At 56.1% G+C, this 22,894-nt stretch carries 19 protein-coding genes; 9 read left to right on the forward strand and 10 right to left on the reverse strand.

The features are described from left to right. Positions 1–28: 28 nt before the first annotated feature. Entirely contained in the window at positions 29–493 is a 465-nt protein-coding gene (locus tag CU103_RS10955) for an Lrp/AsnC family transcriptional regulator (RefSeq protein WP_106663977.1), read from the reverse strand. A gap of 146 nt (positions 494–639) precedes the next feature. Here CU103_RS10955 and CU103_RS10960 point away from each other — a divergent pair, with 146 nt between their 5' ends. Continuing rightward, positions 640–1,362: an aspartate/glutamate racemase family protein gene (locus tag CU103_RS10960; RefSeq protein ID WP_106663978.1), complete on the forward strand. Its 723-nt coding sequence runs from the start codon at positions 640–642 to the stop codon at positions 1,360–1,362. A 58-nt stretch (positions 1,363–1,420) separates the two neighbouring features. Here CU103_RS10960 and ypfJ read toward each other — a convergent pair whose 3' ends face one another. After that, the gene (ypfJ, locus tag CU103_RS10965; RefSeq protein ID WP_106663979.1) at positions 1,421–2,356 is read right to left on the reverse strand and encodes a KPN_02809 family neutral zinc metallopeptidase; all 936 of its coding nucleotides are present in this window, start codon (positions 2,354–2,356) and stop codon (positions 1,421–1,423) included. Between the two features lie 315 nt (positions 2,357–2,671). Between ypfJ and carB the strand changes: the two genes are divergently transcribed. Further along, positions 2,672–6,157, forward strand: coding sequence for a carbamoyl-phosphate synthase large subunit (gene carB / locus CU103_RS10970; RefSeq protein ID WP_106663980.1), 3,486 nt, complete (start codon positions 2,672–2,674; stop codon positions 6,155–6,157). Positions 6,158–6,373: 216 nt separating this feature from the next. On the opposite strand, the gene CU103_RS10975 is transcribed toward carB, so the two are convergent. After that, the gene (locus CU103_RS10975; protein WP_106663981.1) at positions 6,374–8,158 is read right to left on the reverse strand and encodes an ABC transporter ATP-binding protein/permease; all 1,785 of its coding nucleotides are present in this window, start codon (positions 8,156–8,158) and stop codon (positions 6,374–6,376) included. 240 nt (positions 8,159–8,398) lie between these two features. Between CU103_RS10975 and CU103_RS10980 the strand changes: the two genes are divergently transcribed. Both CU103_RS10980 and CU103_RS10985 read left to right on the forward strand, forming a co-directional pair. Then, entirely contained in the window at positions 8,399–10,243 is a 1,845-nt protein-coding gene (locus tag CU103_RS10980) for a M66 family metalloprotease (RefSeq protein ID WP_210203747.1), read from the forward strand. Between the two features lie 263 nt (positions 10,244–10,506). Further along, positions 10,507–10,719, forward strand: a complete 213-nt coding sequence (locus CU103_RS10985; protein ID WP_027233379.1) for a cold-shock protein — start codon at positions 10,507–10,509, stop codon at positions 10,717–10,719. A gap of 115 nt (positions 10,720–10,834) precedes the next feature. Here the strand turns inward: CU103_RS10985 and CU103_RS10990 are convergent, their stop codons facing one another. After that, on the reverse strand, positions 10,835–11,866 hold the full coding sequence (locus tag CU103_RS10990) for a zinc-dependent alcohol dehydrogenase family protein (protein ID WP_106663982.1): 1,032 nt from the start codon (positions 11,864–11,866) through the stop codon (positions 10,835–10,837). Positions 11,867–11,992: 126 nt separating this feature from the next. On the opposite strand from CU103_RS10990, the gene CU103_RS10995 reads away from it, so the two are divergent. After that, a complete protein-coding gene (locus tag CU103_RS10995) occupies positions 11,993–12,919 on the forward strand; it encodes a LysR family transcriptional regulator (protein WP_106663983.1) in 927 nt (308 codons plus the stop codon). Here CU103_RS10995 and CU103_RS11000 read toward each other — a convergent pair whose 3' ends face one another. Continuing rightward, on the reverse strand, positions 12,920–13,534 hold the full coding sequence (locus tag CU103_RS11000; RefSeq protein WP_106663984.1) for a glutathione S-transferase family protein: 615 nt from the start codon (positions 13,532–13,534) through the stop codon (positions 12,920–12,922). A gap of 243 nt (positions 13,535–13,777) precedes the next feature. Here CU103_RS11000 and CU103_RS11005 point away from each other — a divergent pair, with 243 nt between their 5' ends. After that, positions 13,778–14,980 (forward strand): pyridoxal phosphate-dependent aminotransferase, encoded by a 1,203-nt coding sequence (locus CU103_RS11005; RefSeq protein WP_106663985.1) that lies wholly within the window; start codon positions 13,778–13,780, stop codon positions 14,978–14,980. 136 nt (positions 14,981–15,116) lie between these two features. Then, the gene (msrP, locus tag CU103_RS11010) at positions 15,117–16,097 is read left to right on the forward strand and encodes a protein-methionine-sulfoxide reductase catalytic subunit MsrP (protein ID WP_106663986.1); all 981 of its coding nucleotides are present in this window, start codon (positions 15,117–15,119) and stop codon (positions 16,095–16,097) included. 337 nt (positions 16,098–16,434) lie between these two features. Here msrP and CU103_RS11015 read toward each other — a convergent pair whose 3' ends face one another. Both CU103_RS11015 and trxB read right to left on the reverse strand, forming a co-directional pair. Then, entirely contained in the window at positions 16,435–17,331 is an 897-nt protein-coding gene (locus CU103_RS11015) for a LysR family transcriptional regulator (RefSeq protein ID WP_106663987.1), read from the reverse strand. Between the two features lie 59 nt (positions 17,332–17,390). Continuing rightward, positions 17,391–18,365 (reverse strand): thioredoxin-disulfide reductase, encoded by a 975-nt coding sequence (gene trxB, locus CU103_RS11020; RefSeq protein ID WP_106663988.1) that lies wholly within the window; start codon positions 18,363–18,365, stop codon positions 17,391–17,393. 278 nt (positions 18,366–18,643) lie between these two features. Between trxB and CU103_RS11025 the strand changes: the two genes are divergently transcribed. After that, entirely contained in the window at positions 18,644–20,044 is a 1,401-nt protein-coding gene (locus CU103_RS11025) for a TrkH family potassium uptake protein (RefSeq protein WP_106664260.1), read from the forward strand. 91 nt (positions 20,045–20,135) lie between these two features. Beyond that, complete coding sequence (locus CU103_RS11030) at positions 20,136–20,606, forward strand: Lrp/AsnC family transcriptional regulator (RefSeq protein WP_106663989.1); 471 nt, start codon at positions 20,136–20,138, stop codon at positions 20,604–20,606. On the opposite strand, the gene CU103_RS11035 is transcribed toward CU103_RS11030, so the two are convergent. Genes CU103_RS11035 through greA form a run of 3 tightly spaced genes read right to left on the reverse strand, consistent with a single transcriptional unit; the run spans position 20,603 to position 22,871 of the window. Next, positions 20,603–21,334: a glycosyltransferase family 25 protein gene (locus tag CU103_RS11035; RefSeq protein WP_245448730.1), complete on the reverse strand. Its 732-nt coding sequence runs from the start codon at positions 21,332–21,334 to the stop codon at positions 20,603–20,605. The genes CU103_RS11030 and CU103_RS11035 overlap by 4 nt on opposite strands. Then, positions 21,331–22,392: a glycosyltransferase family 4 protein gene (locus CU103_RS11040; RefSeq protein WP_106663991.1), complete on the reverse strand. Its 1,062-nt coding sequence runs from the start codon at positions 22,390–22,392 to the stop codon at positions 21,331–21,333. Before CU103_RS11040 ends, CU103_RS11035 begins: the two co-directional genes overlap by 4 nt. A 5-nt stretch (positions 22,393–22,397) precedes the next feature. Next, a complete protein-coding gene (gene greA / locus CU103_RS11045) occupies positions 22,398–22,871 on the reverse strand; it encodes a transcription elongation factor GreA (RefSeq protein WP_106663992.1) in 474 nt (157 codons plus the stop codon). Positions 22,872–22,894: the final 23 nt, after the last annotated feature.

The raw sequence follows: 22,894 nt of genomic DNA on the forward strand, positions 1-22,894 counted from the left end.
TCGATTTGCTGGCCGGCATCACTTGAACCTAGCGCACGTAATGGGTCGGCAATGCAGTCGTTGCCTTCAATGTTTCCATGGAAACGGAAGCGGATATGTCAAAGAACTCGACCTTTTCGACCAGCGCCTTGTAGATTTCATCATAGGCCTCGACGCGCGGCAGAACCAGTTTCAGAATGTAGTCAATTGTGCCAGTCATGCGATGGACCTCTACGATTTCCGGAATGTCGCTGATCGCCTTGCGAAATTGCTCGAGCCAGTCGGCGGAATGGCGCGCCGTGCGCACGATCACGAACATTGTCGTCGGCAGCCCCATGAGCGGACGATTGAGAAGAACGACGCGCCGGGCGATATAGCCGTCTTCCTCAAGCCGCTGGATGCGGCGTGAACAGGCGGAGACGGAGAGGCTGACGCGATCAGCCAGATCGGAGACGGCAAGCGCTGCATTCTCCTGCAACAGATCCAGAATCTTGCGGTCACGATCGTCGAGCATATTATCTTCCCAGCAAATTTCCCGCGCACTGTATAAATCGTTCGCTTATTTTTTGCACGCAGACAAGTATTTCTCACAAACTTTGCGAACCTTTCGCGTCCAATCCAACTTATTATCCCGATCGTGAACCAAAAAGGGAATTTGCAATGCGCACTATTGGACTGATCGGCGGCATGAGCTGGGAAAGCACTGCGGTCTACTATCGCCAGATCAATGAAATCGTCCGGACACGTCTTGGCGGCCTTGCCTCAGCCAGGATTGCCATGCAGTCGCTGGATTTTGCCGAAGTCGTTGCCTTGCAGAAAAGCGACCGTTGGGATGATGCAGCTGCCCACTTGTCCGACGCAGCTCGCCGCCTCGAAGGCGCTGGTGCGGATTGCATCCTGATTTGCACGAATACGATGCATCTCGTCGCTGACGCCGTGGCCGCCTCGGTCAGTGTTCCGCTCATCGATATCCGCCAGGAAACTGGCCTTACCCTCGCCGCGGCAGGCAAGAGACGCCCGCTCCTTCTCGCGACGCGCTACACGATGGAACATGGCTTTTACGCCGATTACATGTGCGCTGAGTTTGGCATCGAAGTCGTTGTTCCGAGCGAGATCGATCGCGCCAAGATTCATTCGGTGATTTTCGATGAACTCTGCTGCGGTATCGTCAAGGAAGAGTCCCGCCATGCGCTGGAAAAGATCATTCAGCGCGGCAGGGATGCCGGCGCCGATTGCGTCATTCTCGGCTGCACGGAAATCTGCCTGTCCCTCACGGACGACAGCATCGCCTTGCCAGTCTTCGACTCGACAACAATCCATTCGCGTGCGGCTGTCGCCCATGCGCTGGGCATGGATTTCGCGAGCGAGCAAGACGCGGGTTGATCGAAGGAAATAGCCCGCCCCGCCCTTATCTCTCCCGTTGTGGGGGAGATAACTGGGCTCAAATATTCCCGCTAAACGTATCGCAGCTCTCCAGTTTGCCGCTGTCAAAGCCGCGCTTGAACCACGTGGCGCGCTGCGCTGATGTTCCGTGGTTGAAGCTTTCCGGCACGACATAGCCCTGCATCTTTCGCTGCAGATTATCGTCGCCGATCTGTTGCGCCGCGTTCAGCGCTTCTTCCAGATCACCCGCATCCAGAATCCCCTTCTGCTTGGTGAAATGACCCCAGATTCCGGCAAAGCAATCGGCCTGAAGCTCGACCCGAACCGACATGGCATTCGCTTCCGCTTCGCCCATGTTCTGGCGCATCGCGTTGAATTTGGGCAGAACACCGATCAGGTTCTGGATATGATGGCCGACTTCATGTGCAAGTACATAGGCTTGGGCAAAATCGCCGGAAGCGCCGAACTTCTTGTCGAGTTCGTCATAGAAACTCAGATCGATATAAAGCTTCTTGTCGCCGGGGCAGTAGAACGGGCCCGATGCGGCGCTGGCGAAACCGCAGGCTGATCGCACCTGCCCGTTGAACAGAACCATCGTCGGCGCTGGATAGGTCTGGCCCTCTGCCTGGAAAATGCCACTCCAGACGTCCTCGGTTTCAGCCAGGACGGTGCGCACGAATTGCGTCATCTCGTCATTGCTCGTGACCGACGTTTCGCCGGGAGCCGTCTGGCTCTGGCCTGGTACCAGCTGACCGCCATCGCCACCGGAATCGACGAGAATCTGCATTGGGTCGATATTGGTGCAGAACTTGAGAAACAGGAAGATTGCCGCCAGGATGATGATCCCGGAAAAACCGCCGCCGCGCGCCGTGCGCAGGCCGGAGCCCCCCGGAAGCCGGAACCCGCCACCGCGGCCGATACCGCCGGGAAATCCGCCGCCTTCGCCGCGTTGATCTTCAACATTGTCACTCTGTCTGCGGCCCTGCCAACGCATTTCCCCGTCTCCTGATTGCCGGCCTAACCGCCGATATTCTGCACTATCAACAGTATAGTGCGATATTTGTTTCACGCACGATGCTATTTTTCAACGTGCGGGTTTTCGTGACCGATAAATGCAGAGCGGTGCCAAACCTGCCGGCGGGACAAAAACTGTTGCGAAAAAGCGTAAAAAGACGCGTTTTTGGGGTTACGCAGAAGAGAGTCATTGCCTATAAGGCAGCCTTAGCCTCGCATTTGGAATTATGTGCCTGCCCGTACGGTCAAAACCGTGCGGTTTTTTGTGCAGCACGCTGTTGATAGGAACGCACCCATGCCAAAACGCACCGACATCAAATCTATTCTGATCATCGGCGCCGGGCCGATCATCATCGGTCAGGCATGCGAGTTCGACTATTCTGGCACGCAGGCCTGCAAAGCCCTCAAGGAAGAAGGCTACCGCGTCATCCTCGTTAACTCCAATCCGGCAACGATCATGACCGATCCGGAACTGGCCGACGCAACCTACATCGAGCCGATTACGCCGGAAGTGGTCGCCAAGATCATTGCCAAAGAACGGCCCGACGCGTTGTTGCCGACCATGGGCGGGCAGACCGCGCTCAACACCGCATTGTCACTGCGCCGTATGGGTGTGCTCGACCGTTACAATGTCGAGATGATCGGCGCCAACGCCGAAGCGATCGACAAGGCTGAGGACCGCGCATTGTTCCGCGAAGCCATGGCCAAAATCGGCCTTGAGACACCCAAATCCATGTTGGCCAACGCCACCGAGGTCAAGGACCTCGACCGCAGGTTGCATCAGGAACAGCGCGAAGCCGTGAAGGCCAAATATTCGGGCGCCGAGCTCGACGCTGCTTTGGACAAACTCGAAACCGAATGGCAACTCGGCGAGGGCGACCGCAAGCAGCGCTATGTCTCCCATGCGCTCGGCATGGCAGGTGCGGCGCTCGACCATGTCGGCCTCCCTGCTATCATTCGCCCTTCCTTCACCATGGGCGGAACCGGCGGCGGCATCGCCTATAACCGGAACGAATTCTACGACATCATCGGCAGCGGTCTCGACGCATCACCGACGACGGAAGTACTGATCGAGGAATCTGTTCTTGGCTGGAAGGAATATGAGATGGAGGTCGTCCGCGACAAGGCGGACAATTGCATCATCATCTGTTCCATCGAGAATGTTGATCCAATGGGCGTCCACACAGGCGACTCGATCACCGTTGCACCGGCCTTGACCCTGACAGACAAGGAATATCAGATCATGCGCAACGCCTCGATCGCGGTGCTGCGCGAGATCGGCGTCGAAACCGGCGGATCAAACGTGCAGTTCGCGGTCAATCCGGACAATGGCCGTCTGATCGTCATCGAGATGAATCCTCGCGTGTCGCGTTCTTCGGCACTGGCATCAAAGGCTACAGGCTTCCCCATCGCCAAGGTCGCAGCGAAGCTCGCCGTCGGTTACACGCTGGATGAACTCGACAACGACATTACAGGCGGCGCGACACCTGCTTCGTTCGAACCCTCGATTGACTATGTCGTCACCAAGATCCCGCGCTTCGCCTTCGAGAAGTTCCCAGGCGCCGAGCCTACCCTGACCACCGCCATGAAATCGGTCGGCGAAGTGATGGCCATCGGGCGCACATTCAAGGAGTCGCTGCAGAAAGCCCTGCGCGGCCTCGAAACCGGCCTCACCGGCCTCGATGAAATCGCCATTCCCGGGCTCGGTGAAGGCAATGACAACAATGCGATCCGCGCCGCCATTGGTGTGCCGACCCCGGATCGCCTGCGCATGGTAGGCCAAGCGCTGCGTATCGGCCTCTCCGTCGAGGAAGTTCACGAAGGCTGCAAGATCGATCCGTGGTTCCTGGAGCAGATGGCCGAGATCATCGCCACGGAAGAGCGTGTGCGCGAACATGGCCTGCCTCAGGATGGGCAAAATCTGCGCATGCTGAAAGGCATGGGCTTTTCCGATGCGCGCCTCGCCAGCCTCGCCAAGGTCGAAGCCAGCGACGTGACAAAGCTGCGCAACAAGCTCGACGTCCACCCCGTCTTCAAGCGCATTGATACCTGCGCCGCCGAATTCGCCTCGCCGACTGCCTACATGTATTCGACCTATGAAGTGCCGTTTGCCGGGACTCTCGCCTCTGAGGCGCAGGTTTCCGACCGCAAGAAGGTCGTCATTCTCGGCGGCGGCCCCAACCGTATCGGCCAGGGCATCGAATTCGATTATTGCTGCTGCCATGCCGCGTTCGCCCTGCGAGAGGCGGGCTATGAAGCCATCATGATCAATTGCAACCCCGAAACGGTCTCGACAGATTACGACACGTCGGACCGGCTCTATTTCGAGCCACTGACCGCAGAAGACGTGCTGGAAATCCTGGCGGTTGAGCAGACCGCCGGAACCTTGCACGGTGTCATCGTTCAGTTCGGCGGTCAGACACCGTTGAAGCTCGCCGATGCGCTGGAGAAGGCGGGAATTCCCATCCTCGGCACATCACCGGATGCAATCGACCTTGCCGAAGACCGTGACAGGTTCCAGAAGCTCTTGATCAAGCTCGACCTGACGCAACCAAAGAACGGCATCGCTTACTCGGTCGAACAGGCGCGCACGATTGCCGGTGAACTCGGCTTCCCGCTCGTGGTTCGCCCATCCTATGTTCTCGGTGGCCGGGCGATGCAGATCATCCACGATGAGCGCGGCCTGCAAAGCTACTTGCTCGACACCGTACCGGAACTCGTACCGGAAGACATCAAGCAGAAATATCCGAACGACAAAACCGGCCAGATCAACACGCTGCTCGGCAAGAATCCCTTGCTGTTCGACCGTTATCTGACCGAAGCGATCGAGGTCGATGTCGATTGCCTCTGCGACGGCAAGGATACCTGGATCTCTGGTATCATGGAGCACATCGAAGAGGCTGGCATCCATTCCGGGGACAGCGCCTGCTCGCTGCCGGTTCATTCGCTTTCCGCAGAGACGGTTGCAGAACTGGAAAAGGAAACTGCGGCTCTAGCCAAATCGCTGAATGTGGTCGGCCTGATGAACGTGCAGTACGCGATCAAGGACAACACAATCTACGTCCTCGAAGTCAATCCCCGCGCCTCACGTACTGTACCGTTCGTTGCCAAGACCATTGGCAAGCCGATTGCCAAGATTGCCGCACGTATCATGGCTGGCGAAACACTCGATGACGCACTGGCAAACTATGGCGGCAAGCCCTCGACGACCGGTCGCAAGCACATTGCGGTGAAAGAGGCAGTCTTCCCGTTCGCGCGCTTCCCAGGCGTTGACACCCTGCTTGGACCGGAAATGCGCTCGACTGGCGAGGTCATGGGTCTCGATTACGATTACGCGCTGGCGTTCGCCAAGTCGCAGCTCGGTGCCGGTGTCGATCTGCCGCGCGACGGCACGCTCTTCGTCTCGGTGCGCGATGAAGACAAGCCGGGAATTCTCCCGTCGGTAAAGCGGCTTGCAGGACAGGGTTTCAAGATTCTTGCGACCGGCGGCACGGCCCGCTTCCTCAGAGAGAATGGTGTCGAGGCTCAAAAGATCAACAAGGTCCAGGAGGGCCGTCCGCACGTCGAGGATGCGATCCGTAACCGGCAAGTTCAGCTGGTCTTCAACACCACGGACAGCGCCAAGGCGATCTCCGATTCGAAATCGCTGCGCCGCGCGACGCTGATGCAGAAGGTGCCCTACTATACCACCCTCTCCGGTGCCGACGCAGTGGCGGAAGCAATTGCCGCGCTGAAGGCTGGGTCGCTGGAGGTCAGGCCACTGCAGGACTATTTCGTCTGAGTCTGAATTGGTTGGAATCAGAATGCCCCCATGGAGCCACCCCGTATGTCTCTATGATGGGCGGTCGGAATTATGGATCGCGGTCACGGCGCGTTCTAGAGGGAGCCAGCGGATCGCATGGACGAGGCCACAGAGCGCAGTCGCTGGCGCGCTGATCTAGGCAGACGAGAAATTTGCGCACCCAGTATCACCCCAGAACGATCTGGTGGAACGACGTCAGGCGCCTTCGAGCCCTTCGTCTTCCATACCATGTCCAGAGGGATCGCTGACAAAATGCAGAACCTTGGCGAAGACATGGTCGCCCTTGTCTTCGCGGCCGATATGCACCACTGTGGACGTGCCGAGATGATTGCGGAGGACAGCCATAACACGGTCATGCGCGGCTGGTTCCATGGCATCTAACGCTTCGTCGATCACAACCCAATCGGGCTTGTGCAGCTTGAGCCGCGCGAAAGCCAGTGATTGCTGTTCGTCGTCGCTTAGCTCCCTGTCCCATCTAGCCCGGAAATCAAGCAAGGTCTCAAGCCTGGTTAAGCCAAGCTCATGCAGTGCCGAAATTAGCTCTTCGTCAGAAAATCCCTCCTTTCCAAGCGGATAGGACATTGCTTCGCGTAAGCTCCCTGGCGGAAAATAAGGCAGGCGCGGCATGTAGAGAACGGTGGCATTTGGAGGCAAGCTGACCGTGCCGGCGCCCCACGGCCAAAGGCCCGCGATTGCGCGGAAAAGCAGGGTTCTGTCGATCCCCGGCTCGCTGGTGATCAGCACGCGCTCGCCTTCCTTGACGATGGCTTTCTTCTCCTTAAGGCGGACTGTTGCCCGGGGAGCCGTAATCTTTAGAGAATCGAGGACAATTTGATTTGAGTCCGATTCCGCGAATTTGATGCGCTGCTGGACCCCGTTCTTGATATCAGTCGCCTGGACAGCCTGCCGAAAAGAAGTCACGCGCAAAAGTGTCGCGCGCCAGTCGGCGATGGCGCCGAAATTGTTGACGAACCATTTCAGGGCGTCGTGGACCTGATTGAACGCCCCGATCGCCATCATTAAGCCGCCAAAGGTCAGATTACCGGCAAAGTAAACCGGCGCCGCCACGAGAATCGGCGCAACGATGGTGATCCACCCATAACCCGAAGTCACCCATGTCAGCTGTGTAAGCGCTGTCACCAAAAGACGGATTGCAGCGAGAAGACTGTCGATATCAAAGCCAATTCTGCGATTCTCGTCGGCTTCTCCACGATAGAGCGAGATCGCATCGATGTGCTCATTGACCCGCATGAGCGAGAAGCGCAGCTCGGACTCTTTTTGATAGCGGTCAGCATTGTATTTGATAAGTTTGCGACCAACGAGCCAGCTGAGCCAGGAAGCGGAAGCGGCGTAAAGAAAGGCTGCCCAAACCATATATCCCGGTATGGAAAAACTGTAGCCATAGATATTAAAAACGAAGCCGCTGGACAACGCCCACAACACACCAACAAAGCTGATCAGCAATATCGAAGCCTGCAACAGCCCGAATCCGAGATCGGTCGACATTTCCGAGAGGTGCCGGGCATCTTCATGCAGCCGCTGATCGGGGTTGACACCGATCGGCCCGGAATTGGACAGCTTGAATGCCCGGCGTGGCTGCAGCCATTCCCCCACCAGATCCCGGGTGAGGCCTTCGCGCAACTTCAGGCGAGTCATCTGATTGAGCCAGGTTTGGGCCACGTTGAGAACGAGAAGCACCGAAGCTATTCCAAAGAACACCATCAACTGGTCAACGAAGGCAGGAAAATCCCGCCTGGACAAGGAATCATAAAATGGGACGTTCCATCGGTTCAGCAATACCTGTCCGGCCGAAGTCACGATGATGATACTGAAAACACCGAGAACCATCAGAATGAGGCGGTTGCGCACGGGCGATATCCAATAGATATCCCCGATGACGCGCAGTTGGGAGAGGAGCCCTGCTTCCACTTCGCCTGCAACCGAGGTAGCTGTGGATCGGTTCTTTTTCTGCTCCGCCATGAGTTTCCCCCGTGGACGACCGCGATTCGGCCTGTTCCTGTTCACTCTACCATCTACTGTTAGGCCCTTCCCTTCCAAATGGAATCTCCATTCGAGCTTACAGAGGGGCCGGTGGCTGTGAAGGATCCGGCAAGGTATCGCACTAATGTCGAATATTCCAATTCTTGAAAATATGGAACGATAACATACCGCTACGCGGATTCGCGGATTGGTCGTGCACTCCAGGTGGAAGGATATCCGGTGAGAAATTTTATCGAATGCAACACCATTGCGATCCTCAGTATTCCCGTTTTACTTGGCTTTGGACCGCCAGCCTTTGCCCAAACGGCGGCCCCAGCGCCTGAACCCGCAGGAAAAGTGGAATTTGCGCAAACACATGTACTTCAACGCACCGGCGGGACCCTCAATGCCCCTGTTCAAATTCCTGATCGCCAGACATTGCTGCTGTTTACACCAACCTCCGCTATCCCTGAGGACTACGCCGCTTATTTGGATATCACTTTGAATGGAGAATCGGTACAAAGCATCCCCCTCGCCGAGCCTGACGGCCTGCCGGGAAATCTCGAAGACAAACTTTCCGATGTCCAATTGCCGCGATATAGCACAACTGCGTGGAGTGCGCTAATCTCGTCCGATTACATGAGTCCTGAGTACAAATTCAGTATCCGGTATGACGGTCCGATTGACCTGAACCCCTTGGACGTGAGCCCGCTCCACTGGTCACGACCCGCAGACTTCACGATCGCCAGAATCCCTATGGTGTTGTGGTCTCCGGCAAATACGGCCTCCCCGGTAAACCTGCTTCCAGCTGCAAAACTCGCGCAGGACTATTTCGCATCTGCTCCGCTTCGACAACTCAAACTCGTTGATTACACTCCAATGAAATTTGACTACCTGATAACTCATGCGAATGCGAAACCCGTTAAAAAATACAACACGGACCAAGACCTGCAGGCAGATGGGATGTCAGATCTCTATGGCCCCGCGCGGGAATTAACCATGCGCGTCAGCTTGGCCAACACAGGTCGTGGACTGCTCGATGTATTTGGTGATTCTTCACCTTATAGTTTCGGTACCTATGTTGGCCTTGGTTGGCGGTATCAACCCTCCACGAAAAAATTCTATGATACGAACACGGGTGGTGCGTCCGGGGGCTGGACCGGTTGGACCGAAATGTGGAATACGCTTGCATACCAATGCAGCAATGCTTTCATCCATGAAGTTGGCCATTCGTTTACGCTCTACCATTTTGTCGAAGGCACGGCAAAAGCATGGAAAATCGATAGTGAATACCCACATGATGGGGTGAATGGACCAGCCAATCCCTCGGGATTCGATTCGACGCGCAATCTGTTCAGAACCTGGTACGAAGTGAACGAAAATGGCCCGGTTCATGATCATTCCGGTGCGCTGGCAGGAAAGCACGATCCGATGAACGGCGGAGAGTCTGCCAACAAGATAACCTGCTTTCCTCAATACACGGCCTACCAGGCCATGAAAATGCAGGGTTGGCTGAACACTACACCGACGCTGCTCTCCTTGAACGGTGTTCCAGGGGTCTACAAGTGGAACAATACCACCAGAACCTATAGTAAAACAGCTCCTGCTGCTGGTGCCTTGGAACCAACCGGTATCGACCTTCCCGTAACGACTGTGATGGGAACCCTGACATCCAGCGATACGAATGGCACGTCGCAAATTTATCCGGCAATATTCGCAAAAAGTGGCAATCTGTTCGATTTGCCAGACCCATTTTCGAAGGGATTGCCTCATCTCTACAATGACGCTCGTTATTTTGTGAAAGTAACCAACAGCGATGACAGCGCGCGTTATATTCTCATTCCCCAGCCCAACATACTTAACGACAAGCAGCTCCGTTATTTCTCCTTCAATCTGGACTTCAGAAGCAATCCCGTTCGCCTTGAACTCTATCATGCTGACACCGGCTATCCGGATATCTCTCTGGAGACCAGCCATGTCACGAACTCGATTGATATCAAGCAACCGGATTTGGAAGAACTTTCCCAACCCGTATCATTTCCTAAAGCCTCGCAACCAAACGAAATACAGATCCTCAAGGACTGAACGGACTGAAATTCGAAAAGGAATGTGGGGGCAAAATTTGCCTATGCAACCCGCAGCAGCTAGCCCCGGCAAGAAGCCCATTTGAATACGGCTTGTTTTGGCGCAAATTCTGTCATATGTATCCGGCATCGATTTTATCGGTCGAGTGACTTTGCGACCTGCGTAACCCGTTGCGCTTCCTGATGAACTCCATTGCATAGGTTCGATTCCCTGGGCCGCATATGTGCATGCTGCCTGTCTTATATATCTGAAAGGAATTTCCCATGGCTACGGGAACAGTGAAATGGTTCAACAGCACTAAGGGCTACGGTTTTATCCAGCCTGATACTGGTGGTGCAGACGTTTTTGTCCATATCTCCGCTGTTGAACGCGCAGGTTTGCGCGGTCTCAATGACGGCCAGAAGGTCAACTACGAGATCGTACAGGACCGTCGTTCGGGCAAGTCGTCCGCAGACAACCTGAGCGTTGCCGGCTGATAGCCGAATACGGGAATCGTCGGATTTCTGAACGCACATAGAAATAAAAGAGGCGGGATTTATCCCGCCTCTTTTATTTCTATCAATGAAATTAGACCGTTGCGGCCCCTCAATTCTAACCGACTTCAACCACAATCTTACCGAAGGGCCCTCGGTCGAGATGATCGAGGGCCGCCTCAAAGTCATTCATACCATATATCGCATCGATAACAGGGGTCGTCCCTGATAGATCGAAAGCCCTGACCAGGTCCTCTAGCGCACGTCTGTGCCCCACCTGTATTCCTTCCACAACGACGCGTTTGCGAGCGAAGGCGCCAAAACCGCCTGATACATCAAGACCCTCAAGAATGCCTATTAACGAGATTCGACCGGCGACGGCCGCTGCATCGAGCGACTTGCCGAGATGAGCGCCTCCGACCGTCTCCAATATATGATCGGCACCATGATCGCTGGTCAGGCGATAAACCGCCTCAACCCAGTCCTCTCGTTTGCGGTTGATAGCATGATGGGCCCCAAGGTCCCTTGCCCGCGCCAGCTTCTTGTCATCCCCTGAAACGACGATCACTTCCGCCCCATGCAGCAATGCGATCTGCAGGCTGAAAAGCGATACCCCACCCGTCCCGAGCACCACCACCTTCTGCCCTGCCCGCACTCTGCCACGCTCGACAAGTGCGGTCCAAGCGGTGAGACCCGCGCAAGGCAATGTGCTCGCCTCGGTATGGCTCAGCTTCCGGGGGCCGCACACCGCCCAATCCTGATTGAGGACGATATATTCCGCCAGCACGCCCTGTAGCGACCCGCCAAGATTGCGGCCGTTTGGATGGCGCGCCGTCCCCGGACCGTCGCCATCGATCCAGTCCGGCAGGAACGTCGAAACAATGCGCTCGCCAACGGCAAAACGTGTGACACCTTCGCCGCATGCGGCGACAATCCCTGAGACATCCGAGAGCGGTATTAACGGCTCCGTTAAAGGATCCAGCATTCCAAACCCGGCATCGACCAGCAACTTGTCACGATAGTTCAGCGAAACCGCCGCGACCTTGATCAATACCTCGCCAGGGCCTGGTGTCGGGATTGCCGTCTCGACAAGTTTCAAATTCGCCCTGCCCGCTGCCGTCAATTGCCAGCGTTTCATTGTCGTCGTCATGCTCTCCGTCCTTTTTTATGCCCGACTACGGGTCTGAGGGCATCAACTTATAGGACCCGCGGGCAATACAGTTGCGCTTGTTGGCTGCATTATTGTATCTCATATGTCTACAATAGGAGGCGGACAATGGATCGACTCGCGGGTATCCAGGAATTTGTGACGGTGGTGGATGCCGGAGGATTTTCTGCTGCCGCCGATAAGCTGCACCTGTCTCGCTCAGCCATCGGGAAGACAGTCGCGCGGCTGGAAACGCGGCTGGGCGTGCGGCTGTGCCATCGAACGACCCGCAATTTCAAACTGACGAGCGACGGACACGCCTTCTACGAGCATTGCGTTCGCGTCCTTGCGGCAGTCGATGCTGCGGAAAACTCGGTGACGCCTGACAAGGGCGAACCGGCTGGCCGCATGCGCATCAGCGTGCCGGTTCTCTTTGGCCGGCGTTGCGTAGCTCCGGTGGTGTACGATCTCGCGCGCCAATATCCGAAGCTGCGGTTCGATATGTCGTTCACAGACCGTCCCGTTGATCTGATCGAAGAGGGCTACGACCTGGCTGTGCGCAATGCCGCATTGCCCGACAGCGCTGTTCTCACGGCCCGCCGAATCGCTCGGCAACGCATGACCATATGCGCTTCGCCGTCCTATCTCGCCTCTCATGGAACGCCAGCCTGCATGGAAGATATCGCGAGCCACGACGCGATCGTCTATGGCCGCGAAGGCAGCACACGACCCTGGCTGTTTCCAGACAGTAAGGGGGGCTCCTACGCTGCTCCGACGCGAAACCGTATCGTTCTCGACGATCTCGAGGCCGCTGCCGATGCCGCCGCCAGCGGGCTGGCGCTTGCCTGGCTCCCTTGCTGGCTCATTCGCGACCGGGTCCTGGACGGCAGCCTCGTCGGAGTATTGCCTGATATCGAGCCGCTGGTTTTCGACACCTATGCCATTTGGCCGAAGGCACCCTTCATGCCGGCGCGGTTGCGCATTCTGATCGATGCGTTGGTTGCTCGCCTGCCCGGCCTGACCGGGACCAACGGGGAGATCAAGTCGAGCGGTTGATCAGTCCGGTAGCCAACTGATGGGAACATGACCCTCATCGCCAGCAACACGGTTCAGCCATTTCGACACCGAAGGATACGCTGAAAGATCATAGCCGCCGCGATTAGCCTCATGCGTATACGCATAGAGCGCGATGTCCGCGATGCTGATTGTGCCGCCGGTAAAATAGGGCGTCTTTTGAAGCTGGCTCTCCATGACGAGCAGGGCCTTGTTGCCACCCTCAAGCGTTGCCGCCAGCCGTTCCGGTGTCGCATCCTTGGCTCTCTCCGGATAGACCAGGAGTGCGCGCCGAACGGCTATATTTGGCTCATGGGTATACTGCTCGAAAAACAGCCATTGGTACATTAATGCTCGCTCGTAGGCATCCTCCGGAATGAACCGGCTGCCTTCAGCGAGATGCAGAAGGATGGCATTTGATTCTGCCAGCAGCCGGCCATCGTCAAACTCAAGCAACGGTACCTTGCCATTGGGATTCTTCGCCAGAAATTCTGGTTTACGTGTTGAACCATCCGTTGATGAAATAGCAATGTGTTCAAAGGGCAGAGCCAGTTTCGCCATCAAAAGCCGCGGCTTATAGCAGTTTCCGGAATCGATTTGCGAATAGAGTTTCGGCATGGCTTTGGTCTCCTGTGGCGGGCGAATATTCCCGCTACTTCCCGGCGTGTCCAATCATTTTGATTGAAGCGTTGTTCAAACATCACTGATGATTGAGGCGTTCCATGTCACACACTGCACAGAAAGTGCACGATGTGAACCCGTGCGGGCATCCTTTCGCTTGCGATTCGCACGCTGTTGCGACATAGCAGGCCCGCAAACCGTCTACTGGTCATCAAACCCTCGTTACTGGAGAACGATAACATGGCATTCCTCGCAGACGCCCTTTCCCGTGTGAAGACTTCCGCAACGATTGCGATCACCCAGAAAGCGCGCGATCTGAAAGCCGAGGGCCGGGATGTCATATCGCTCTCCGTCGGCGAGCCGGATTTCGATACGCCCGACAATGTCAAGGAAGCTGCCATCGCTGCTATTCGGCGCGGCGAGACCAAGTACACGCCTGTCGCCGGAATCCCGCAGCTACGTGAAGCCATCGTCCGCAAGTTCAAGCGCGAGAATGAGCTTGAGTACAAGGCGAACCAGGTGATCGTCGGCACTGGTGGCAAGCACGTCATCTACAATGCTCTGCTCTCGACACTGAACCCTGGCGATGAGGTCATCTGCGTCGCGCCCTACTGGGTCAGCTATCCGGAAATGGTCGCGCTGTGCGGTGGCACCCCGGTCATCGTTTCGGCCGTGCAGAAGAACGATTTCAAGCTCCAGCCGGAAGATCTGGAGCGGGTCATTACGCCGAAGACCAAGTGGATCATCATGAACTCGCCCTCGAACCCGTCAGGCGCTGCCTATACATGGGATGAGATGAAGAAGCTCACTGACGTTCTCATGCGCCATCCGCATGTCTGGGTGCTGACCGACGATATGTATGAGCACCTCACCTATGGCGACTTCAAGTTCGTCACGCCCGCGCAGGTCGAGCCGAACCTCTACAACCGTACCCTGACCATGAACGGCGTGTCCAAAGCCTATGCCATGACCGGCTGGCGCATAGGCTATGCGGCGGGTCCGCTTGAACTCATCAAGGCGATGGACATGGTTCAGGGTCAACAAACCTCAGGTACCAGCTCGATCTCGCAATGGGCGGCCGTTGAGGCACTCGATGGCACGCAAGCCCACCTTCCAGTGTTCAAGAAGGCATTTGAAGCGCGCCGCGATCTGATTGTCTCCATGCTCAACCAGACCAACTTCCTGGAGTGCCCGAAGCCCGAAGGCGCCTTCTACGTCTATCCGTCATGCGCCGCTGCAATCGGCAAGACAGCTCCATCCGGCAAGCTGATCGTAACGGATGAGGATTTCGTCAGCGAACTGCTGGCGACCGAGGCTGTCGCCGCCGTGCACGGATCGGCTTTCGGCCTTGGACCGAACTTCCGCATCTCCTACGCCACTTCCGATGCCAACCTCGAAGAGGCCGGCAAGCGCATTCAGCGCTTCTGCGCCAGCCTTCGCTGAGATCGGGCACATCGCATCAAATTAAGGGGCATCGCGAGCCCCTTTTTTCTTTGCGGCAGAACTTCACAGCATTGTGTGAAACCAGTGATGGAAAACTGCGTATTTTCGGAGCGAAAGCTCTTCGCAAGGAATAATCATGGTCGCTATCCACCGAAAGCCCGTTTGGGCAATCTCCGAGGCCCTGGCAACACCGGAGCAGGCATTCCTTGATCGCCGGACGATCCTCAAAGCCTGGGGCTTGGGCGGACTGGCAGCCACGACCTGCGCAGTCCTGCCTAGATCGGCGCGAGCCGAGATCGAACGCAAACCCGCAGGCAACCCTGCTCTCTATCCCGCAAAGCGTAACGAGGCTTACGAGTTGGGCCGCAGCCTCACGCCGGAAGAGATCAATTCGAAATACAATAATTTCTATGAGTTCGGCGGCGACAAAGACATTTGGACGGAAGCACAGACCTTAATCACCAATCCATGGGATATCGAAATTGACGGAATAGTGGAAAAACCATTCACGATAGCGTTTGCCGATCTGGAAGCAAAAGTTCCGCTGGAAGAAAGACTTTACCGGCATCGTTGCGTCGAAGCCTGGTCGATGACCGTGCCATGGACGGGTTTTTCCCTCGCAAAGCTGGTCGAGTTTGCCAAACCCACGGCTTCAGCAAAATATATCCGATTCGAGACATTCAACGATCCGTCCATGGCGAGCGGCCAGAACGGCTTTCTCTACACCTGGCCCTACGTCGAGGGCGTGACTATGGCGGAAGCAGCCAATGATTTGGCATTCGTCGTGACGGGCGCCTATGGCAAGCCTCTGCTCAATCAGTTCGGCGCACCTATCCGGCTAGCTCTTCCATGGAAATATGGGTTCAAATCAGTGAAGTCGATCCGCAAGATCACCTTTACCGACCAACGCCCTGTAAGTTTCTGGGAAGGCCTTGCATCGAATGAATATGGCTTCTGGGCTAATGTTAACCCGGAGGTCGCGCATCCACGCTGGAGCCAAGCGCAGGAACGCATATTGCATACGGGAGAAACGGTGCCAACCCTGCTGTTCAACGGCTATGGCGAACACGTCGCTTCGCTCTATAAGGGGCTCGAGGGCGAACCACTCTATCGCTGAGCCGTGAAGGCATACCCCTGAAAAGAAAAGAGGCCGGACAATTGCCCGGCCTTAAATTTTGAAGGATGCCGTTTCCGGCGAAACCTCCAGAGGGGAACACTTGCGGGCGCGCAATGGGAGGAGGAGACGCACCGGCAAGTCACGTGGATATGAAGGTTTTGCCTCATGATCGCAACACCCATTTGTGCAACGCACCCATGCACACAGCGCATAGCGGTGAATTTGCGAGCACTATTGGAAAATTAGTCACGAATATCAACAGAATGAGTAAATCCATGCTGCTGGCAATCGCATATTTAGGAAGAAAAACTTTTCACAATCAAGCCAAACAGGGATCCTAATACGACCAGGTGCGCGCTTTCGAGAAAAGAAAATCTCGAAACACGTGCAATTTGGCAGCGTTTTTGATTCCTTCCGGATAGCAGAAAAACGTATCGAAGGAAGGTAATTCCATCTCGGGCAACAGCCGGACCAGCGTCGAATCCTTCTCCACCATATAGTCCGGCAGGACACCGAGGCCGACGCCCTTTTGGATCGCCCGCTTGATCGACAGCAGGTTGTTGATCTGCAGCACCGCCGGACGCAAATTGCCATCCGACCGGCCAATCACCTCCAGCCAGTTGAGATTGGTAAGATAAGACGGCGCGGGTTCGCCAAAGCTGACGATACGATGGGTATCGATCTCTTCGATACTTTCAATCTTGCCGTACTTGGCAATATAGGCTGGTGACGCGTAGACATGCATATGCACGGTAAATAGCCGGCGCTGGATCAAGTCTGGCTGCTGCGGCTGACGCAGGCGAATAGCGCAATCCGCATGACGCATGGTCAGGTCGAGCTCTTCATTATCGAGGAGCAACTGCAGTTGGACTTCAGGATAGAGCTCGATGAATTCCTGCACGCGCTCGATCAGCCAGCCCGATCCAAGGCCAACCGTGGTCGTTACGCGCAATTTTCCAGATGGTCTGTCCTTGCTGTCGGTCAGGCGGGAGCGGACATTTTCCAGCTTCATCAGAACTTCATGAGCGGTGCGGTAGAGCACCTCGCCCTGCTCGGTCAGGATAAGACCGCGGGCATGGCGGTGAAACAGCGGAACACCGACATCCTGCTCAAGCGCACTAACCTGACGGGAGATGGCCGATTGCGACAGATGCAGTGTCTCGGCGGCATGGGTGAAAGACCCTGCCTCGGCAGCAGCATGAAATATTCGCAACTTGTCCCAATCAAGCGACATCGCGCAGTCTCTCCCCGTTCCGGCCACGCATATCGCGGCCAGCTCCATTCTAGCGGCTGCTATTCAGCAGCTTGACGCACTGGTTCCTGAGCGGTCAGCCAACGCTCGGCTTCAAGGGCTGCCATGCAGCCCATTCCGGCCGCGGTGACCGCCTGACGATAGATATCATCCGTGACATCCCCGGCGGCAAAGACGCCCGGTACATCGGTTGCGGTTGAATCCGCTGCGGTCCAGAGATAGCCATTCGGCTTATGTTTGAGTTTCCCCTTGAAAAGCTCGACAGCGGGCGCGTGGCCAATGGCGACGAAAACGCCGTCCGTGGCCAGTTCCGTTGTTTCACCGGTCTTGACGTTCTTCAGGCGAACGCCAGATACCGATGCCGGAAGCGGTGCCTTGGCTACCGTGCCGGTGATCTCGTCAATGGCATTGTCCCAAATAACTTTGATGTTTTCTTTGCGGAAAAGCCGATCCTGCAGGATTTTTTCCGCGCGGAACTGATCGCGGCGATGCACGATCGTGACGGACTTTGCCAGATTGGCGAGATAAAGCGCCTCTTCGACTGCCGTATTGCCGCCACCGACCACCACCACATCCTTATTGCGATAGAAGAAGCCATCGCATGTGGCACAGGCCGAAACGCCAAAGCCCATGAAGGCCTGTTCAGTCGGAATGCCGAGCCATTTCGCCTGTGCGCCGGTGGCGATGATCAGCGCATCGCAAGTATATTGTGTGCCGCCGTCGCCGATGAGCCGGAACGGGCGAACGGATAGATCGACCTCGGTGATGATGTCGTGAACGATCTCGGCGCCGACATGCTCGGCCTGGATGCGCATCTGGTCCATCATCCACGGACCCTGCACCGTATCGGCATAGCCCGGATAGTTTTCCACATCAGTCGTGATCATCAGCTGGCCACCCTGCTGCAGGCCGGCCACGATGAGCGGCTTGAGGTTTGCGCGGGCAGCATAGATCGCCGCCGTATAGCCGGCGGGACCGGAACCGATGATAAGAACGGGCACATGGCGCTGTGACATAACAAGACCTTGAAGTGATATCTTCTCTACATACGATAGGTGGCACGAACCGGGGTCCGCTTCAATCGCTATAAAGTAGTGGTTGAGCCCCCTTTGTTGCAAGGTCTGTGCATAACATAGGCGGGTTAGCCACAGCTTGATGCTGCATTGCACGGTTTCCAACACGTTGTGCGGTTTGCCAGAACCAGTTATGAAGCTTGAAATGTCAAAAATGCGATCCTGAGGTTCACTCCATTTTTCGCACCATCATCAACATTTGCGCGCGGTTTGGCTTGGTCATGGCTGCGACCATGCTTGTCCCGGCACTGGTCGATATTCATATCGGTAATCGTGATTGGGCCGTTTTTGTTAAGTCGGCGGTTTTTACGAGTGTCCTCTGTGGGCTGGTAAGCCTGGCCACGAGTAACCCCGAGATCCGCTTCACCCCGCGCCTGGGCTTTTTGCTGATTGTCGCCATCTGGCTGACAGCCGCCCTGCTCGGTTCCTTGCCGTTCTTTTTTTCGACATTGCCAATCAGCTTTGCCAAAGCTTTCTTCGAATCCATGTCTGGCATCACGGCGACGGGAGCGACAGTGCTTACCGGGCTCGATTCCATGCCCCGCGGCATATTGATGTGGCGTTCTCTTCTTTGCTGGTTCGGGGGTCTCGGCTTCGTTGGATTGGGTCTTTTGCTGTTGCCATCGCTTCGTATCGGCGGCATCCAGCTTCTGCATATGGAATCCTCCGACAAGTCCGAAAAAATCCTGCCACGTATTCATCAGATCGCCACCGGAATTATCCTTGCCTATATCAGCCTGACGCTGGCCTGCACGCTGCTTTATTTTGCAGCTGGCATGGGCATGTTTGACGCCGTCAATCACGCAATGACCACCGTGGCGACGGCCGGCTTTTCAACGCACGATACGTCGCTTGGCTTTTATGCCCACAACCGCGCGATCCTGATAATCGCCACGATTTTCATGATCCTTGGCGCTCTGCCCTTCGTGCTATATATCAAGGCGGTCATGCCGCAGCGCTTGATGTCTCTCGTCGATCCGCAGGTAACGCTGTTCTTTGTCATCATCGTCGGTCTCAGCGCTGTCCTCGCCGTCGGGTTGAAACTGGAGTCCGGTATCGGTACAGGCGATGCTCTGATTGCAGCGTTCTTCAACCTTGTCTCCGTCATAACAACGACTGGTTTCGCGACAGAGGACTACACACTGTGGGGCTCCGAAGCGCTCGGCATTTTCTTCCTGGTTACCTTTATCGGCAGTTGCTCTGGCTCCACCTCGGGTGGGATCAAGCTCAACCGCCTTATCATTCTGTGGCAACTGGCATCTGCAAGTCTGACGCGTCTGATAATGCCCAACGCCGTCATAAAGATGCGTTATGGCCGTTCCGAAATTACCCAAGACGTCGCTCAATCGACCTTGCTGTTCATTTTCCTCTATATGTCATCGTTGGTGATTGGAGCGACTATCCTCACAATACTTGGAAATGACCTGGGAACGGCGTTCACAGGCGCCTTGACGGCACTCTCCAATGTCGGGCCAGGCTTTGGAGACACAATTGGCCCTGCGGGAAATTTTTCGACTTTGGGAGACCCCTCCCTGATCGTTCTCAGTTATCTCATGCTCGCCGGGCGGCTAGAGATTATTCCCGTTGTCATCCTCTTCACCCGTCGTTTCTGGAGCCGGTAGCGCCGAAGGTGTTTGCAACCTGTGAGGGATACATTACACAGCGTGGGGAATCGCTTATGGTGACGACAATTCTCTTGGAACAGGATGGAATATGCCTTTGAAGGCGGACCTCGACGCGATTGACTGGAAAATCCTGAAACAGTTGCAGGATAATGGCCGTATCACCAATGTGGAACTGGCCGAGCGCGTAGGTATTTCGGCGCCACCCTGCTTGCGCCGTGTCCGCAAACTGGAGGAAAGCGGCGTCATCCAAGGCTACCGCGCTATCCTCAATGGTTCGATTTTGGGCCAGGACATCGTGGCGTTCTGCATGATCCGGCTGCATCGCCAATCCGACGCGGATCTGAAGAATTTTGCAGAAAAAACCAAGAACTGGATCCTTGTACGCCGGGCATGGATGGTATCAGGCGAATCTGATTTCCTGCTCCATTGCGTCGCCAGCGATCTCAGCACGTTCCAAAACTTTGTCATCGAAGAGCTGACCTCGACACCGAATGTCGATTCGGTTCGCACGTCGCTGACGATCCGTTCGGTCAAGAACGAACCGCTGATGGTTCTCTAGCGGCGAAAACGATTATAAAGATACAGCTTCACGCGGTAGTATGGTCTCAGTATCTCCCGGCTCAGGCGGCCGGACAATGTCTTGTTCTTGCCCTGAACCACTGTTCCACCGAGATTGAAATCGATCTCGCGAATTGTGATCGGCCGCGCTGACAGGACGCGTATTGGATGCAGCCACCGCATCTGGATCGTTGTGTCGACCGGACGGTCGAATTGCTTTGTCGCGGCGAGAAGCGCCAACGCCGCATCCTGCCCGACCAGCTGCATCTGCATGCCGAGCCCAGGCAGGTCCGGTTCGATAACACTGTTGGCGCCTTCTTTAGCGACTTCCTGCCCGTACTCGCCTCTTGGCCAGCGAGGAAAGCGGATATAGTCGGTCGATTTCATGCCTTGCAATGCCAGCTTCAATTGTGCGGCAAAGGCAGCATCGTCCAAATCGACATCATCCTCGATGACGAGTCCGGCGCCGAGATTGCGGTCAACGATTGTTTGCCAGGCCTTGCGGTGCGACAGGAAGCAGGCGACTTCCGAAATACGCAATTCGAATGGATAGTAGGGTCTGTGCAGCGAACGCTTGTACACTGCGCCCATATCGTCATCGCTGAGATCCAGCGCGTCCACTGCGTCAATGATTTCCGCCTTTACCGGCAAGCGCTCGATCAGCTGGCGAATATGTTCGCCGCGCTTTGTGGCACGCTTGAGATGAATGATAAATGCCGTGATGGTCACGGTTTCGCTCCACCGTCGAAAAGGTATTCATATACTTCGAGGACTTTGGCGGCTTCCTTTTCCAGTGGGAATTTCTCCCTGACATGGCGAAGACCCGCCTTGCCCGCTCTTTTACACATTGCCGGATCCGCAAGGTAGGGAGCAATTGCCTGTTCAAGCGCAATACTGTCGCCGGCCGGCACAACAGTTCCGGTGCCCGGCTCGATCATCTCGGCATAGGCCCCCGCATCGCTCGTGACCACAGCCGTCTGCGATGCCATAGCCTCAAGCGGTGTCAGGCCAAATCCTTCGTTGCGTGAAGGCGCGACGTAGAGCGTCATCCTGCGATACCAGACACGCACATCCGGCACCTCCCCCAGGAACAGGATACGATCGGCGAGCCCGGCCCGAGTAATCCTGTCGCGCAGTGCCTGTTCGAAGCCCTTATGTTCCGCAGTCGTCCGGCCGGTCATCACTGCCGTCCAATCCGGATAGCGCGGCAGAAGATTGATCATGGCGTCGACAAACAGGTCCGTGCCTTTCGACGGCCGGATACGGCCGGAACAGCCAACGAGATACTGTCCTGGAAGCCCCGATGCTTCAAATGTGTCCTGATCGTCCTGCGGCGGGTGAAACAGATGGGTGTCGACACCGTGCATGATCACCGTGTGCGGCACTTTCAGGAAACTGCCAGACTTGCCGCTCGTCGCGATCACGCCATTCATCTGCCGGATCAGCCATTTGGTGAAGGGCTTGTGATCACGCTGCGCGGCAGACGTAAACAGTAGCTTCAGCTTCATGCGCAAGACCGAGCGCATGAAAATGCCTGCAATCATTTCATTGTTCCGGCGCGCATGCCAAATGCGGAACGGTCTTGTCTTGGGGTTGAACCAGAGACCAGGAAGCGACATCCAGCCGATATTGGGCAGGTTGGCGGGCAGCCCCGGCCCTATCGTGACGATCTTGAGGCCGTTCGCGCGTTGCAGGGGGATAAGTTGAATGATGGTCGAGGTGACTCCGGAAAGCTTGCGCTTGAAATTCGGAGCTATCACCTCGACGCTGCTTAGGGGATCATGCACGAAGGCTAGACGAAACTGAAACCGATGATTTCGTAAGAACGGGCACCACCGGGTGCATTGACTTCAATTGTCTCGCCTTCAGTCTTCCCGATCAGTGCACGCGCAATGGGCGAAGAAATGGAAATGCGGCCAGCTTTGGGATCAGCTTCCTGATCGCCGACAATCTGATAGATCCTTTTTTCGTCCGTGTCCTCGTCGATCAGATGGATCGTCGCGCCAAATTTGATCTTGTCGCCGGACAGTTTCGAGATATCGATAATTTCGGCGCGAGCGGTATAGTCTTCGAGCTCACCCACACGACCTTCATTATGACTCTGCGCTTCTTTGGCAGCGTGATACTCGGCGTTCTCCGAAAGGTCGCCATGGGCGCGCGCTTCCGAAATTGCCTGGATGATACGCGGCCGCTCTTCCTGTTGGCGCCAGCGCAACTCTTCCTTGAGCTTGTCGAATCCAGCCTGAGTCATCGGGACCTTTTCCATGCCCTCTCCTTTCGTAGTCAGTG

Source organism: Phyllobacterium sophorae, assembly GCF_003010965.1.
In the GTDB taxonomy this organism is placed as follows: Bacteria; Pseudomonadota; Alphaproteobacteria; order Rhizobiales; family Rhizobiaceae; genus Phyllobacterium; species Phyllobacterium sophorae.

Coding starts and splice junctions, on each gene's coding strand:
- CU103_RS11025 (WP_106664260.1), top strand. CDS start 18,644: ATGGCTGCGACCATGCTTGTCCCGGCACTGGTCGATATTCATATCGGT.
- CU103_RS11000 (WP_106663984.1), bottom strand. CDS start 13,534: ATGCCGAAACTCTATTCGCAAATCGATTCCGGAAACTGCTATAAGCCG.
- CU103_RS10955 (WP_106663977.1), bottom strand. CDS start 493: ATGCTCGACGATCGTGACCGCAAGATTCTGGATCTGTTGCAGGAGAAT.
- carB (WP_106663980.1), top strand. CDS start 2,672: ATGCCAAAACGCACCGACATCAAATCTATTCTGATCATCGGCGCCGGG.
- CU103_RS10975 (WP_106663981.1), bottom strand. CDS start 8,158: ATGGCGGAGCAGAAAAAGAACCGATCCACAGCTACCTCGGTTGCAGGC.
- msrP (WP_106663986.1), top strand. CDS start 15,117: ATGGTCGCTATCCACCGAAAGCCCGTTTGGGCAATCTCCGAGGCCCTG.
- CU103_RS10985 (WP_027233379.1), top strand. CDS start 10,507: ATGGCTACGGGAACAGTGAAATGGTTCAACAGCACTAAGGGCTACGGT.
- CU103_RS11030 (WP_106663989.1), top strand. CDS start 20,136: ATGCCTTTGAAGGCGGACCTCGACGCGATTGACTGGAAAATCCTGAAA.
- greA (WP_106663992.1), bottom strand. CDS start 22,871: ATGGAAAAGGTCCCGATGACTCAGGCTGGATTCGACAAGCTCAAGGAA.
- CU103_RS10995 (WP_106663983.1), top strand. CDS start 11,993: ATGGATCGACTCGCGGGTATCCAGGAATTTGTGACGGTGGTGGATGCC.
- trxB (WP_106663988.1), bottom strand. CDS start 18,365: ATGTCACAGCGCCATGTGCCCGTTCTTATCATCGGTTCCGGTCCCGCC.
- CU103_RS10990 (WP_106663982.1), bottom strand. CDS start 11,866: ATGACGACGACAATGAAACGCTGGCAATTGACGGCAGCGGGCAGGGCG.
- CU103_RS11015 (WP_106663987.1), bottom strand. CDS start 17,331: ATGTCGCTTGATTGGGACAAGTTGCGAATATTTCATGCTGCTGCCGAG.
- ypfJ (WP_106663979.1), bottom strand. CDS start 2,356: ATGCGTTGGCAGGGCCGCAGACAGAGTGACAATGTTGAAGATCAACGC.
- CU103_RS10960 (WP_106663978.1), top strand. CDS start 640: ATGCGCACTATTGGACTGATCGGCGGCATGAGCTGGGAAAGCACTGCG.
- CU103_RS11005 (WP_106663985.1), top strand. CDS start 13,778: ATGGCATTCCTCGCAGACGCCCTTTCCCGTGTGAAGACTTCCGCAACG.